This is a genomic window from Amycolatopsis sp. CA-230715 (assembly GCF_018736145.1).
Taxonomy (GTDB): domain Bacteria; phylum Actinomycetota; class Actinomycetes; order Mycobacteriales; family Pseudonocardiaceae; genus Amycolatopsis.
This window is the reverse complement of the sequence record NZ_CP059997.1, coordinates 356,078-369,856: the sequence shown is the minus strand read 5'-3', so window position 1 is coordinate 369,856 and position 13,779 is coordinate 356,078. Positions and strand designations below refer to the sequence as shown.

Below are 13,779 nucleotides of genomic sequence, written 5' to 3'. Positions count from 1 at the left end.
AGTGGACTAACCGGTCCGCCGTGCCGGTGCCCTGCCTTCGGGTTGCCGCGGCGGCGGGCCAGGATCGAGCGGAGGTACCGGCAGCCGCACCGGATCGGCGCCGAGCACGAACACCTGTCCGTGGTGGCTCAGTTCGACGTCCCCGCCCGCGATGCGCTCGTAGGTGGCTTCACCCGGCGCGATCCGCACCGCGAACCTGGTGCCGCGGAAGCACATCCGGAAGGTCAGCGCGCGCAGCGCGCCGGGGAGGCGCGGTGCGAAGGTGAGCCTGCCGTCGTGATCGCGCATGCCGCCGAAACCCGCGACCACGGCGCTCCACGCGCCCGCGAGCGAGGCCATGTGCAACCCGCCCGAGACGTTGTTGTGCACGTCGTGCAGATCCGTCAGCGCGGCTTCGCCGAAGTAGTCGTAAGCGAGGTCGAGGTGCCCGACCTCGGCGGCCAGAACCGCTTGCGTGCACGCGGAAAGCGAGGAATCGCGCACGGTCCGCTCCTCGTAGTAGGCGAAGTTCCGCGCCTTCTGCTCGGGCGTGAACGCGTCGCCGCGCAGGTGCATCGCGAGCACCAGGTCCGCCTGCTTGACCACCTGCTTGCGGTACAGGTCGAAGTACGGGTAGTTGAGCAGCAGCGGGTAGTTCTTCGCCGGAGTGCCAGCGAAGTCCCAGTCGGTGTGCTCGGTGAACCCCTCGGATTGCGGGTGCACGCCGAGTTCGTCGTCGTAGGGAACGAGCATGTTCTCCGCGGCCTTGCGCCACGCCTCGATTTCGTCCCGGCGCACGCGAAGCCGCGCGGCCACCTCGGGGTTGCGTTCCGCTGCGGCGGCGGCCTCGACGAGGTTCCGCTGCGCCACCAGGTTCGTGTAGACGTTGTTGTCCGCCACCGCCGAGTACTCGTCGGGACCCGTCACGCCGTCGATGCGGAAACCGCCGTGGCGGTCGTGGTGGCCGAGCGAAACCCACAGGCGCGCGGTTTCGATCAGCAGCTCGCTGCCGTGCTCGACGTCGAACCGGGTGTCACCGGTGGCGTTGAAGTAGCGCGCCACGGCGTCCGCGATATCGGCGCTCACATGGAACGCGGCGGTGCCGGCCGGCCAGTACGCCGAGCACTCCGCGCCGTTGATCGACCGCCACGGGAACGCGGCGCCGCGCAGGCCGAGCTGGTCGGCGCGGTCCTTGGCCTTGCCGATCGTGCCGTGCCGCCAGCGCAGCGCGTCGCGCGCCGCGTCGGGCACGGTGTAGGTCAGCACCGGGAGCACGAACTGCTCGGTGTCCCAGAACGCGTGGCCGTCGTAGCCGGGCCCGGTCAGCCCCTTGCCCGCGATCGCCCTGCTTTCCCCGCGCGCGCCCGCCTGCAGCACGTGGAACAGCGCGAACCGCACGGCCTGCTGGAGTTCTTCGTCGCCGTCCAGCTCGATGTCCGCGGTCTCCCAGAACTCGTCGAGGAAGGCGCGCTGCTCGTCGACGAGGCCTTGCCAGCCGGTCTTGCGCGCGCCCGCTAGGGCCGCCTCGACCTGCGCGCGCAGCGCCGGGATCGACCGCTGCGCCGACCAGCCGTAGCCGAGGAACTTCGTGACGGTCAGCGTGCCACCCTTCGGCACGTCCGCGGCCGCGGTGAGCCGCGCGAGATCGTCTTCCACGCCGATCCGGCTGCGGAGCCCGTCGTCGACCTCGATGTGATGGTCCATCGCGGCCGCCATCCGCAGCCCGGAGGCCCGGGTGCGGTGCACGAGCACCGCGTGCAGGTCCTCGGCCTCGGAAAACTCCGCCACCAGCGGCGAATCCAGCGCGGCCGCGACCCTCGGGTCCTTCGTCTCGGACTCGATCGGCTCGTTCGCCAGCAGATCGGACTGCACCACCAGTTGCAGGTCCTCGTCGACCGGCTCGACCTCGTAGCGGATCGCGACGATCGCGCGCTGGGTGAACGACACCAGCCTCGTCGAGCGCACCCGCACCCGGCGCCCGGTCGGCGACGACCACAGGGTCGTCCTGGTCAGCGTGCCCGCGCGGAAGTCCAGCACGCGGTCGTGCTCGATCGCCTCGCCGTAGCGCATGTCGAGCGGTTCGTCCTCGACCAGCAGCCGGATGACCTTGCCGTCGGTGACGTTGACGACGGTCTGGCCCTCCTCGGGATAGCCGTACCCGCCTTCGGCGTACGGGAGTTCGTGCTCCTCGTAGAACCCGTTGAGGTACGTGCCGGGCAGGCCGCGCGGCTCGGCCTCGTCGAGCGTGCCGCGCAGGCCGATGTGCCCGTTGGACAGCGCGAACGTGGATTCGGTCCGTTGCAGCGCTTCGATGTCGAGCCCGCGCCAGCGCAGTTCCCACGGTGCGATCAGATAGCCGTGCCCGGTCACCTGTTCTCGTCCTCCAGCAGTTCGGCGAGATCGTCCACCACCACGTCGGCGCCGTGCGCGCGCAGTTCGGCGGCCTGGTCCGCGCGGTTCACCCCGACCACGTACCCGAAACCGCCGTCGCGCCCGGCCTGGACGCCGGACTGCGCGTCCTCGAACACGGCGGCCTTTTCCTTCGCCACGCCCAGCGCTTCCGCTCCGGCGAGGAAGGAATCGGGGGCCGGTTTGCCGCGCAGGCCCCGTTCTTTGATCACGAGCCCGTCGATGCGGGCTTCGACGAACCCGGTCAGATCCGCCGCGTCGAGCACCTTCGCGCCGTTCGCCGACGAGGTCACCACGGCGATCCGGAGCCCGGCGTCGCGCGCGGCTTCGAGATAGCGGCGCGAGCCCGGGTACGGGTCGACACCGCGTTCGTCGATGATCTTCAGCACGAGCTCGTTCTTCCGGTTCCCGACCCCGTTGACGGTCGCCGCGTCGGGCGGGTCGTCCGGATCGCCCTCCGGCAGCTCGATGCCGCGCGAGGCCAGGAATTCGCGGACGCCGTCGGCTCGCGGCCTGCCGTCGACGTGGTCGGCGTAGTCGTGGTCGGTGAAGGGGGAGAACCCGGCGCCGTCCCGTTTTTCCAGGAAGGCGTCGAAGGTCTTCTTCCAGGCCTCGCGGTGCAGGGCGGCGGTGCCGGTCAGCACCCCGTCCAGGTCGAAGAGGCAAGCGGTGATCCCGTCGGGCAGCCCGATCATGCCCCGCACGCTACCGCCGTCCGCGGTTTCCCGCCCGCGCTCCGAACACCTGTCCGCTTGAAAACATGGTGAAACAAAACCCGCGCGGATCTTCCAGCGGCGCCGCCGCCCGGCCTAGCCTCGAACGACCTGATCCCGGGAAGGGGGCACCGTGACCGGCTCACTGGCGATGCACATGAGCGACGGCCTGATCGACGCGCCCGCCGCGGTGCTCTTCGGCGCCGTGGCGGTGTTCGGGCTGGCGTTCGCGGTGGTGTTCGCCCGCCGCGACCTCGACGACCGGACGGCGCCGATGGCGGGGCTCGTGGCGGCCTTCGTGTTCGCCACCCAGATGCTCAACTTCCCGGTGCTGCCCGGGGTCAGCGGGCACCTGCTCGGCGGCGCCCTCGCGGCGATCCTCGCCGGGCCGTGGGTCGGCGCGCTGTGCGTGAGCATCGTGCTCGTGCTGCAGGCGCTGCTGTTCGCCGACGGCGGGATCACCGCGCTCGGCGCGAACATCACGAACATGGCGCTCATCGGCACCGCGGCCGGGTACCTGGTCGCGGTCGCGCTCCGCCCGCTCGCCCGCCGGTCCCGCGCGGGCCTGACCGCGGTCGCGTTCGCCGCGGCGTTCGTCAACACCGTCGTGGCGTCGCTGGGTTTCGTGCTCGAATACGCGATCGGCGGGCAGGGCGCCGTTTCGCTCGGCGGTGTCGCGGCGTCGATGATCGGGGTGCACTGCCTCATCGGGCTCGGCGAGGGCGTGATCACCGCGCTCACCGTCGCCGCGGTCGCCTCCGCGCGCCCCGACCTGGTCCACCTGCTGCGCACGGGATCGGAGGTGGCGGTATGAGGGCGCGCTGGTTCTTCGTCTCGTTCGCACTGGTGGCGCTCGTGCTCGCCGGGGTCGTGTCGTACTTCGCCGATTCCAGTCCCGACGGGCTCGATTCCGTTACCCAGCAAGGATGTACGGCCGTCGAAACCCCGCAGGGCGAACGTCTCGACGGCTCGTGCCCGGCGCAGCACGCGAAACCGCACCCGCTGGGGGGCGGGCCGCTCGCCGGGTACGCCGTCGGCGGTGACAGCGGGCTCACCGGTGTCGCGGGCGTGCTCGGCGTGGTGGCGACGCTCGTCGTCTCGGGCGGGCTGTTCTGGTTGCTGCGCCGCCGTTCCCGGGCGGACTGAGGATGGGGCCTGCCCTGTACCGGCCGGGTGCCTCACCGGTGCACCGGTTGCCGCCGCAGGTCAAGATCGTCTGCGCGGTCGTGGCGGTGGCGTGCGTCGTCGCGACGCCGCGTGACGCGTTCTGGGCGTTCGGCGCCTACGCCGCGGTACTGGGCGCGGCATGGCTGGCGGCGGGGATCGGACCGGGGTTCTTCGCCCGGCGCGCGCTGATCGAGCTGCCGTTCGTCGTGCTGGCCGCGGTCATGCCCTTCACCGGTGGCGGGCGCCGCGTCGACGTGCTCGGGCTGTCCGTCTCCGTCGAAGGCACGCTCGCGGGGTGGAACATCCTCGCCAAGGGCACGTTCGGCGTCCTCGTGTCGCTGACGCTCGCCGCCACCACCCACCCCGGCGATCTCGTGCGCGGGTTCCAGCGACTGCGCGCGCCGAAGCTGGTCACCACGATCGCGGCGCTCATGCTGCGCTACGCCGAGGTCATCGCGTCGGAAGCGCACCGCATGCGCGTGGCGAGGCTGTGCCGTGGCCACGACCCGCGGTTCCTGTGGCAGGTGGGGGCGACGGCACGCGGCGTCGGAATGCTGTTCCTGCGCAGCTACGAGCGGGGCGAGCGGGTGCACCGGGCGATGCTCGCGCGCGGGTGGACCGGGACGATGCCGGAACCGGTGCGCGAACCGGCCGGTGTGCGGACGTGGGCCGCCGGGCTGAGTCCCGCGGTGACCGCCGCGGCGGCGTTGGGGGTTGGCCTGTGCCTGCGGTGAACCCCGCGCTGCGGGTGTCCGGGCTGACGTTCGCCTACCCCGGTTCGCGGCACGCGCTGCGCGGCGTCGACCTCGAAATCGCGGCGGGGGAGCGGGTCGCGGTGCTCGGGCCCAACGGCGCGGGGAAGACCACGCTCGCGTTGCACCTCAACGGGGTGCTCACGCCGTCGGCGGGGACGGTCGAGGTGGACGGGCTGGTGCTGGGGCCGCGCACGCTGCGGGAGGTCCGCCGCCGGGTGGGGCTGGTCTTCCAGGATCCCGACGACCAGCTCTTCATGCCCACCGTCGGCGAGGACGTCGCGTTCGGGCCCGCGAACTTCGGCGTGCGCGGGGACGAGCTGGCCGAGCGGGTGAGCGCCGCGCTCGACGCCGTCGGCATGGCCGAGCACGCCGGGCGGGCGCCTTCGCACCTTTCCGAAGGGCAGCGCCGCCGCGTCGCGCTCGCGACCGTGCTCGCGTACGACCCGCGGCTGCTCGTGCTGGACGAGCCGTCGGCGAACCTGGAACCGGTGGCGCGGCGCGAACTCGCCGACGTCCTGCTCGGGCTCGGCCGCACGATGCTGATGGTCACGCACGATCTGCTCTACGCGCTGCAGTTGTGCCCGCGCAGCGTGCTCGTCGACGACGGCGCGGTGGTCGCGGACCGGCCGACGCGCGAGCTGCTCGCCGACACCGAGCTGCTCGCGCGGCACCGCCTGGAACTCCCTTGGGGCGTCCGCCTCGATTAGGGCCGCTCGTGTGCCCCGAAGGTGACTTTCGGGGAACTGAGCGCCCTGAAGGCCACCTTCGGGGCACGAGCATCGCGATGTGTATAACGACATATACGGCGGCGCATTGAGGGGCTCAGAGGGCAAATCCGGTAGAGGGCAAGAAAAAAGCAGGGAGCGTCTACAGTGGACTGTGCGGGCGGACGTGGTGGATCAGCTCGTGCACCGTGTCGTCGGCGAGGCGGTAGCGCACCACGCGGCCGGTGCGCTGCGCGGTCACCAGGCCGTGCGCGCGCAGCAGCCGCAACGCCTGCGAGACGGCGGTGTCGGTCATGCCCGCCGCGGCCGCGAGATCCGAGACGCAGATTTCCCTGGCGTAGTGGATGCACACCAGCAGCGTGAGCCGTGACGGGTCGGCGAGCACCGAGAATCGCGCCGCCCATTCCCGCACGGTTTCGCGGTCTCCGAGGCCGCGCACGGCGTCGTCCACCCTGTCCGCGTCGATCAGCCGCCGCCCGGAATCCCGTCGTGGGGAAGCACCGCTCACCCCGCGATCGTCTCACGTGCCCCATGATGGGCGGATGACCCCGGAACGCGCGCGGGCGCTGTGGATCGCGCTCGAACCGCTGCACGACGTCACGTACTTCACCCCGCAGGCGCGTGCCGCGCACGAGGAAATTGGGCTGCGGGGGTTCTGGCGCGGCTACGTCGCGATGCGGGCGGCGCCGCTCGGCGCGGCGGGACTCGGCCTCGTCACGGCGGCGTTCTTCAACTTCGCGCCCCGCTTCCTGGCCAGATCGGTGCCCTCGGTGTGGGAGCTGGCGAGCCCCGGCGCGGCGTTGCGGGCGCGGGAATCCGGCGCGGTCGCGGCACTGGAGGCCTACCTGCCCGGCGCGCGGGACGGGCTTGCGGACGTGCTTCCGGTGCTGCGCCGCGTCCTCACCGACGTGCCGTGGACCGGAGCGCTCGGGGCGGCCAACGCGGCACTCGAAACGCCGGAAGACCCCCTTTCCGCGCTCTGGCACGCCGCGACGGTGCTGCGCGAGCACCGCGGTGACGGCCACATCGCGGTACTGACCGCGGAAGGGATCGGCGGGCTCGAAGCCCACGTCCTGCGGGACGCCGAGGACGGCAGCCGCGCGATGCTCATGGCCAGCCGCGGCTGGACCGAGGACGAATGGGCGGGCGCGGCCGAAGAACTCGCCGCGCGGGGATTGCTCGGCGACGGCTTGACCGAAGCCGGTGCGAAGCTGCGCGCGCACGTCGAGCGCCGCACCGACGAGCTCGCCGCGTTCCCGTACCGCGGTGTCACCGACGACGAATTCGCCCTGCTGGACTCGGTGCTGACCCCGCTCGCGCGCGCACTGGTGCCCGCCGCCGTCCCGGCCGCGAACCCGGTCGGCGCGCCCGCCCCGTGATCACCGGCCGACGACGCGGCCGAGCACCGTCCTGAACACGAACGGGTCCACTGTGGACGATCCGGCGGTGAGCCACGACCCGATGTCCTCGGCGAACTGGTGCGGGGTCATCGGCGCGGGGAGGTCGTCCGGCGCGTCCTCCGTGGTGACCTCGCCCGCCCGGTGCGGGTACACCAGGACCGCGCCGCGGACCTCGACGCCGGGCAGCAGCTCGCGGTACCGCTCGATCGCGCCGAGCAGCCTGCTTTCCCCGCCGCGGAACCGGTTTCCGTTGCGCCACAAGGATCCGTCGTCGTCGATCTCGTAGTGCCCCGGCGGCCACAGCCGCGATTCGACGAGCACGAGCCTGCGCCCGGCGAGCACCGCGTGGTCGATGTCGGCGAACACCGAGCCCGGCCACGCGAGGCTGTGGAAGACCCTGGCGCCGGGCACCTTCACCAGGTACCGCTCCAGCAGCCGCGCGGTGAACCGCTCGGCCTGCTGGTCGGCATCCGCGCCGAAGCGGCCGAACACCACGTCGTCGCCGAACTCGGCGACGAGCTCCCGCCGCGCCTTCGCCAGCGCGAGCCGCCCCCTGATCAGCCAGACCGTCGTGCCCAGCGCGGCGGAGAGCAGCACGAGCCACACCGCGAGCACCGCGCCCGAGAGCCCGCCGGGCAGGAGCAGCATCAGCAGCAGCACCAGCACGGCACCGGCGACCAGTCCCGCCGGTGCGTGGCCCGGTCCGTCCTCGGCGACTTCGCCGCGATGCCACCACGAAAGCGCGTCGACGTCGATCTCCGGCAGGCCGGGCCGGAACGGGGCGGCTGCCGGGCTTCGGCGCTGCGGCCGCCTCGGTTTCGGCGCGAGCGCCACCGGGGCGTAGGAAGGGTGCGCGTCGTCGTAGCCCGCGCGCCTCGCCGGGTCGATCAGCGTCTCGTAGGCGTCCTGGAGCAGCCGGAAGGTGCCCGTGGTGCCCCCGGCGTCGGGATGCATCGTCTTCGCCAGCGACCGGTACGCCGACTTGATTTCGGCGGCCGACGCCTGCTTCGGCACGCCGAGCAGCTCGTAATAGTCGAGCCCGTGCACGGTTCAGTCGGTCCCTTCGGCCACGAGGTCGTCCCATTCCCGCTGGGCGCCGGGGCGCCATTCGCCGTGCTTGAGGTGGAACAGTTCCGCCGCCTCGAGCCCGTTCCAGTTCTCCGGGAGCAGGCGCCGCGGCAGCCGCGGGTCGAGGAACGGGAACCGGCGCCATTCGTGCACGAGCCTGGTTTGCGCGCCCAGAACCGTTTCCTCGGCGGGTCTCGGCCCGCCGAAGTGGTCGAGGAAGCTTTCGTAGCGGCTTTCGAGATCGGAGAGGTCCCACGCCCGCGCGACCATGCTGTCCTGGTCGCCGATGTCGCCGTAGCGCGAGAGGAACGACATCGCCTGCGGCTCCAGTTCGAGCTCGCGCACGATCTGGCGGGCCTCGTCCTGGCGGCTCGCGTGCGGGCTGACCCACACGCCCGCGACCGGGGAGCCGAATCCGGCCCAGGTCAGCCGGGTGCGCAGGCGGTGCCGCAGATCGCGCCTCGGCTCGGGCACCGACACGATGAGCGTGAGCCACGTGCCGTCCCAGTCCGGGGTGTCGCTGCCGAACTCGTAGATCCGCTGCGCCCCTTCGGTCAGCAGCCGCCGTCCTGGCGGCGTCAGCGACCACCGCACGCGGCGCCCGAAGCGCTCGGAGCTGACCCAGCCCTCCGCGGCCGAGCGCGCCAGCGCCTGTCGCGCCGACTTCTCCTCGACGCCGAACAGGCCCAGCGCGGAGACCAGCGTCGCGGTCCAGACCGGTTCGCCGCGCGGGAGCACGAACTCGCCGAGCACGGTCATCAGCAGCGAGCGGGCGCTCGCGTGGCTCACCTCGCGTCGCCTGCTCACGGTGGGCCGTGCTGAGCCCTCGGCCATCGAGCGTCCCTCGTCCGGTCGCGGTCGGTCGGTCGCGATCAGCGTACCGAGCGTGACCCGTGGCGGTGCCGCACCGTCACCGGCGTGCCGCGACCGTCTACTTCGGACTGCGTGCTAGCTGGTGTGTCCGTGGAAATCCGGGACGTAATGACGGCGCATGGTGGTGAGGAGGTCGCCGCTGCACTCGCGCAGCAGTTCCAGCGCGGAGCACAGGTCCGTGGTGTCGGCGAAGGTGTCGCGCAGGCGCGCGGCCGCGGACTCGATCCTGGCGGCGGTCCGCAGGTCGCCGGACACCCGCACGGCGGTGGCCAATCCCATGATCTGGGCGTAGAGCGGCGTGCTGCCGTCGGCCGGAACGCTGTCGTCGTCACGCATCCACGCTCTCCGTTCGCCACGGGCAAGGTGTGTGCCCGAGGCTACTCAGGGTCGCCCGCGTGCTCACCGCCGGGTGGTGGACCGAGCGAGTCCAGCGCGTCACCCCTGGTGAGCGCGGGGTCGTCCTGGGCGAAGGTGCGCGCCCGGCCGGGACCCGACAGCGCGGTCTCGAACCGCACGGTGACCCTGCCGTGCCCGGCGCCCTGCACCCAGCCGGTGCCGAACTCCGGGTGGCGCACGTCGTCGCCCTGGCGCCAGCCGGACCGGGCGGGCATCGGCCTGGCGACCGCGGTTTCCCCGCCGGGAACGGGTTCTTCGGGCAGTTCCAGCTCGAAGAGGGGCTCCTGGCGCAGTTCGACGAGCCCGCTGAACGAAACGCCGACGAGGCGGACCGGGCCGAACTCGGCGGGATCGGGCAGCAGCCGCTCGGCGACCGCGGCGAGCCGGTCCGGATCGGTCGAGCCGTGCGACGCGGTCTCGGACCGGTTGATGGTGCTCATGTCGGTGTGCCGGACCTTGATGCCGACCGTGCGCGCCGCGCGGCCGGACTTGACCAGCCTGAGGTGCGCGCCGCGGGCCACGCGTCGCGTTTCCGCCCGCAGTGTCGGCAGGTCCACGATGTCGATGTCGAACGTGGTCTCGGCGCTCACCTGCTTCGCCTCGGCACGCCCGCTCACCGGGCGGTCGTCGTGACCGTTCGCCAGCCGGTGCAGCTCCCTGCCCACCGCGCCGCCGAGCAGCGACGAGGCTTCGCGTTCGTCGAGCGCCGCGAACTGGCCGATGGTCAGCACGCCGATGGTGCGCAGCTTGCCCTCCGCGATCGGGCCGACGCCCCACAGCGCGCGCACCGGCAGCCCGGCGAGGAAGTCCCGTTCGTCCGCGCGCCGCACGACGACGAGGCCGTCCGGTTTCGCGTAGTCCGAGGCGATCTTGGCGACCTGCTTGCCGCTGCCAGCCCCGATCGACGCGGTCAGCCCGGTCTCCTCGGCGATCCTGGCCCGCAGCCGCGCGCCGAACGCCTCGACGTCCTCGGCGCTCGCGCCGACGAGTTCGGGCGGCTCGGCGAAGGCCTCGTCGAGCGAAACCCGTTCCAGCACCGTGGCGTACTCGCCGACGATCGCGAACACGCGCCTGCTCATGGCTTCGTAGAGCGAAAAACGGGCGGGCAGGGTCACCGCGCCCGCGGGCACGAGCCGTCGCGCCTGCGACATCGGCATCGCCGACCGCGCGCCGTACTCGCGGGCTTCGTAGCTGGCGCCCGCGACGACCGCGCGCGGGCCGGAGCCGCCGACGAGCACGGGTCGTCCGCGCAGGGTCGGGCGCGTGTGCTGTTCGACCGAGGCGTAGAACGCGTCGAGGTCGAGGTGGACGACCCAGCGCTGCATGGTGCCATCACATCACAGCCGGATCCCGGTCATGAGCAGGTCGAGCAGCCGCCGTGTCCGGTCGTCGGGGTCGGCGACCTGGCCGGAGACCCAGGAGATCCCGGCGGCCATCGCGAGCACGTCGCCCGCCGCGACGTCGCGGCGGATCGCGCCCGCGTGCTGCGCGCGGAACACCAGGTCCGATCCGGCTTCCTGGAGCCGCGCGCACGAGCGGTCCAGTTCGGACCCGGTGCCGTGCGCGTCGGCCACGACCGAGGTGACGAGCCCGCGGTAGGTCGAGGTGCCGGTGATGAACCGCCGCAGCCATGCCCGCAGCGCTTCGGCGGGAGGGTGCTCCGCCAGCAGCCGTTCGGCCTCCGCGTGCAGCTTGTCGAAGCGGTCGCCGACGAGTGCTTCGAGCAGCGCGTCGCGGGTGGGGAAGTGGCGGTACAGCGTGCCGATGCCGACCCCGGCCCGGCGCGCGACCTCTTCGAGCGAGGCGTCCGTGCCGTGCTCGGCGAACACGTCGTGCGCGGCGGTCAGCAGCTGCTCGAAGTTGCGGCGCGCGTCGGCTCGCCGGGGTTTGCGCCCGTGCTCCGTGCTCATGGGACTCCAGGGGTTGCCAAATCGGAGGGGGCCTCCGTATATTAACCGGAGGGGCCCTCATCTTATCCGAACGCACCGGAACTTGGACTTGTGGAGGGGAAATGCGGCCTGAACTCGGTCGGCTCGGAGTGTGGACGTGGGCGTTCGACCGGCAACCGTGGGCGAAGGTTACCGAGGCCGTCGCCGAGATGGAGGAACTCGGCTACGGCACCGTGTGGTTCGGCGAGGGAGCGGGCCGCGACGCGACCACGCAGGCCGCGCTCCTGCTCGCGGCGACGAAGCGGATCGTGGTGGCGCCGGGGATCGCCAACATCTACCGCCACTACCCGGAAACGCTGGCGCAGTCCGAACGCGCGCTCGCGGAGGCGTTTCCCGGCCGGTTCGTGCTGGGGCTCGGCGTGGGAGCGCGGCGCATCACCGAAGCGCGCGGACGGCAGTGGGGTCCGCCGCTGTCCACGATGCGCGACTACCTCGACGCGATGGACGCCGCGACCCTCACCGCGCCGGGACCGGCCGAACCGTCACCGCGCGTGCTGGCCGCGCTCGGCCCGAAGATGCTGCGGCTGGCCGCGGAGCGGACCTGGGGCGCGCATCCGTTCCTCCTGCCCGCCGAGCACACCGCCTACGCGCGCGAGATCGTCGGCCCCGGCGCGGTGCTCGCCGTGCATCAGGCCGTCGCCGTGCACCCGGATCCCGTGCGCGCCAAGGAAATCGCCCGCGCCGGTGTGGCGGGGTGGATCGCGCAGGCCGAGGTCGTGCCGTCGCGGTGGAACCTCGTCAAGGAGCTGACCGGGTTCGACGAATCCGATCTCGCCGGCGGCGGCAGCGATCGCCTCGTCGACGCGATGGTCGCGGCAGGCGACGCCGGCACCGTGGCCGAGCGGATCCGGCGCCAGTTCGACGCCGGCGCCGATCACGTCTGCGTCGGCGTCATGACGGGGGCCGCCGAAGCCGAGCTGGCGCTGGACGAACTGCGTCAGCTCGCCGAAGCGCTGCGGTGACCGGCTTCGCCCGTGATCTCCTCGACCGAGCGGCCGGTGGTGCGCGGCCCGAACACGGCCACGTTCGCGACCAGCAGCAGCATCGCGCCCGCGACCACCGCGTACAGGGTGCCCGCGCCCGCGTGGTCGAGCACCGGGATGAGCAGGTACGGCATCGCCGCCGTCGCCAGGCGTGAGAGCGAGTACGCCGAGCCCGCGGCGGTCGCGCGCAGCGTCGTCGGGAACAGTTCTCCTTGGTAGGTGTGGAAAGCGTTCGAGAACACGTTGCTCATCGCGGTGTAGGCGAACCCGAACACCGCGATGAGCACGCCGGAGGAGGAATACCCGAACGCGAGGCCGAACGCGGCCATGCCGATCGCGCTGGCGATGATGAGCGTCTTGCGCTGCACGCGCTCGATGACCGGAATGGACAGTGCCGAGCCGATCGGGTAGCCGAGGAAGGTCAGCGCGCTGAAGGTCAGCGAATGCGTCAGGTCGAAACCCTTGGCGGCCAGCACGATCGGCACCAGCGAGCCGAACCCGTAGTAGCCGAAGGCCTGCAGGATCTGGAACACGGCGAGCATCCCGGTCCGGCGGCGCCACGGCGGGCGGAGCAGATCGGTCGCGCGGCCGGGTCGCTCCGGCGGGGCATCGACCGGTTTCGGCTCGGGAAGTCCTTGCCCGGCAGCGGTTTCCAGCCGCACGAGCACGGCTTCGGCTTCGTCGTCGCGGCCCTTCGCGGCGAGCCAGCGCGGTGACTCGGGAAGACCGGCCCGCAGCACCCACACGATCGCCGAACCGAGCGCGCCGATCACGAACAACCAGCGCCAGCCGTCGATGCCGAGCGGGGTTTCGCCGACGAGCCCCTTCGCGAGGAAACCCGCGACGGGAACGCCGCAGAAACCCACCGTGTAGGCCCACGCCGTCGCACGGCCGCGGGACTTCGCGGGCAGGAGGTCCGCGAGATAGGCGTCGGCGAGCGGGAGTTCGGCGCCGATCCCGATCCCCGCGACGAACCGGCAGGCGACCAGCATCCACACGTCGGTGCTGAACGCGCCCAGCAGCGTGAAGACCGAGTAGAGGCCGAGGGTGACCAGGAACGCGCGCCTGCGGCCGATGCGGTCGGCGAGCCTGCCCAGCGCCACGGCGCCCACGAACGCGCCGACGAAGGCCGATGCCAGCAGGGGTTTCAGCTCGGCGCTGGAGACGCCGAACTCCTTGGACAGCACCGTGCTGATCGCGCTGGCGAGGAAGAGGTCGTAGAGGTCGAAGAAGGTGGCGACGCCGACCACCGCGATCAGGTAGCGGTGCAGCCGGGTCACCGGCAGGCGGTCCAGCCGCGCCGCCACCATCGCCGTCTCGGTCACCGCGCCCACCTCCACGTTCCCATTTACTGGGAAGAAC

Annotated in this window: 15 protein-coding genes; 6 read left to right on the top strand and 9 right to left on the bottom strand. The window is 72.2% G+C overall.

All coding sequences use genetic code 11. The features are described from left to right. Window positions 1–6 precede the first annotated feature (6 nt). Complete coding sequence (locus tag HUW46_RS01740) at window positions 7–2,349, bottom strand: glycoside hydrolase family 65 protein (protein ID WP_215545587.1); 2,343 nt, start codon at window positions 2,347–2,349, stop codon at window positions 7–9. Continuing rightward, complete coding sequence (locus HUW46_RS01735) at window positions 2,346–3,083, bottom strand: HAD family hydrolase (RefSeq protein ID WP_215545586.1); 738 nt, start codon at window positions 3,081–3,083, stop codon at window positions 2,346–2,348. Before HUW46_RS01735 ends, HUW46_RS01740 begins: the two co-directional genes overlap by 4 nt. A 169-nt stretch (window positions 3,084–3,252) precedes the next feature. On the opposite strand from HUW46_RS01735, the gene HUW46_RS01730 reads away from it, so the two are divergent. From HUW46_RS01730 to HUW46_RS01715, 4 genes are read left to right on the top strand one after another with little or no spacing between them, the layout of a single operon-like run. Continuing rightward, window positions 3,253–3,915, top strand: a complete 663-nt coding sequence (locus tag HUW46_RS01730; protein ID WP_442860961.1) for an energy-coupling factor ABC transporter permease — start codon at window positions 3,253–3,255, stop codon at window positions 3,913–3,915. After that, window positions 3,912–4,247, top strand: a complete 336-nt coding sequence (locus HUW46_RS01725; RefSeq protein WP_215545584.1) for a PDGLE domain-containing protein — start codon at window positions 3,912–3,914, stop codon at window positions 4,245–4,247. The genes HUW46_RS01730 and HUW46_RS01725 overlap by 4 nt, the downstream gene beginning before the upstream one ends. Before the next feature lie 2 nt (window positions 4,248–4,249). Beyond that, window positions 4,250–5,002 carry a cobalt ECF transporter T component CbiQ gene (gene cbiQ, locus HUW46_RS01720; protein WP_215545583.1) on the top strand — a complete coding sequence of 251 codons (753 nt, stop codon included), beginning with the start codon at window positions 4,250–4,252 and terminating at the stop codon, window positions 5,000–5,002. Further along, window positions 4,990–5,730: an energy-coupling factor ABC transporter ATP-binding protein gene (locus tag HUW46_RS01715; RefSeq protein WP_442860904.1), complete on the top strand. Its 741-nt coding sequence runs from the start codon at window positions 4,990–4,992 to the stop codon at window positions 5,728–5,730. The genes cbiQ and HUW46_RS01715 overlap by 13 nt, the downstream gene beginning before the upstream one ends. A 160-nt stretch (window positions 5,731–5,890) precedes the next feature. Here the strand turns inward: HUW46_RS01715 and HUW46_RS01710 are convergent, their stop codons facing one another. Continuing rightward, entirely contained in the window at window positions 5,891–6,256 is a 366-nt protein-coding gene (locus tag HUW46_RS01710) for an ArsR/SmtB family transcription factor (protein WP_254125700.1), read from the bottom strand. Between the two features lie 34 nt (window positions 6,257–6,290). Here HUW46_RS01710 and HUW46_RS01705 point away from each other — a divergent pair, with 34 nt between their 5' ends. Continuing rightward, on the top strand, window positions 6,291–7,127 hold the full coding sequence (locus HUW46_RS01705) for an SCO6745 family protein (RefSeq protein ID WP_215545582.1): 837 nt from the start codon (window positions 6,291–6,293) through the stop codon (window positions 7,125–7,127). Here the strand turns inward: HUW46_RS01705 and HUW46_RS01700 are convergent, their stop codons facing one another. The 5 genes from HUW46_RS01700 to HUW46_RS01680 all read right to left on the bottom strand — a co-directional run bounded on the left by HUW46_RS01700 (window position 7,128) and on the right by HUW46_RS01680 (window position 11,395). Beyond that, complete coding sequence (locus HUW46_RS01700) at window positions 7,128–8,195, bottom strand: J domain-containing protein (protein ID WP_215545581.1); 1,068 nt, start codon at window positions 8,193–8,195, stop codon at window positions 7,128–7,130. Between the two features lie 3 nt (window positions 8,196–8,198). Beyond that, a complete protein-coding gene (locus HUW46_RS01695; protein WP_215545580.1) occupies window positions 8,199–9,050 on the bottom strand; it encodes a PaaX family transcriptional regulator in 852 nt (283 codons plus the stop codon). A 114-nt stretch (window positions 9,051–9,164) separates the two neighbouring features. Beyond that, window positions 9,165–9,425, bottom strand: a complete 261-nt coding sequence (locus HUW46_RS01690) for a hypothetical protein (protein WP_215545579.1) — start codon at window positions 9,423–9,425, stop codon at window positions 9,165–9,167. 41 nt (window positions 9,426–9,466) lie between these two features. Beyond that, a complete protein-coding gene (locus tag HUW46_RS01685) occupies window positions 9,467–10,810 on the bottom strand; it encodes a DNA polymerase IV (protein WP_215545578.1) in 1,344 nt (447 codons plus the stop codon). Window positions 10,811–10,822: 12 nt separating this feature from the next. Further along, the gene (locus HUW46_RS01680) at window positions 10,823–11,395 is read right to left on the bottom strand and encodes a TetR/AcrR family transcriptional regulator (protein ID WP_215545577.1); all 573 of its coding nucleotides are present in this window, start codon (window positions 11,393–11,395) and stop codon (window positions 10,823–10,825) included. 101 nt (window positions 11,396–11,496) lie between these two features. On the opposite strand from HUW46_RS01680, the gene HUW46_RS01675 reads away from it, so the two are divergent. Then, a complete protein-coding gene (locus HUW46_RS01675; RefSeq protein ID WP_215545576.1) occupies window positions 11,497–12,396 on the top strand; it encodes a TIGR03620 family F420-dependent LLM class oxidoreductase in 900 nt (299 codons plus the stop codon). On the opposite strand, the gene HUW46_RS01670 is transcribed toward HUW46_RS01675, so the two are convergent. Beyond that, window positions 12,372–13,727 carry an MFS transporter gene (locus tag HUW46_RS01670; RefSeq protein WP_215549606.1) on the bottom strand — a complete coding sequence of 452 codons (1,356 nt, stop codon included), beginning with the start codon at window positions 13,725–13,727 and terminating at the stop codon, window positions 12,372–12,374. The genes HUW46_RS01675 and HUW46_RS01670 overlap by 25 nt on opposite strands. Window positions 13,728–13,779 lie beyond the last annotated feature (52 nt).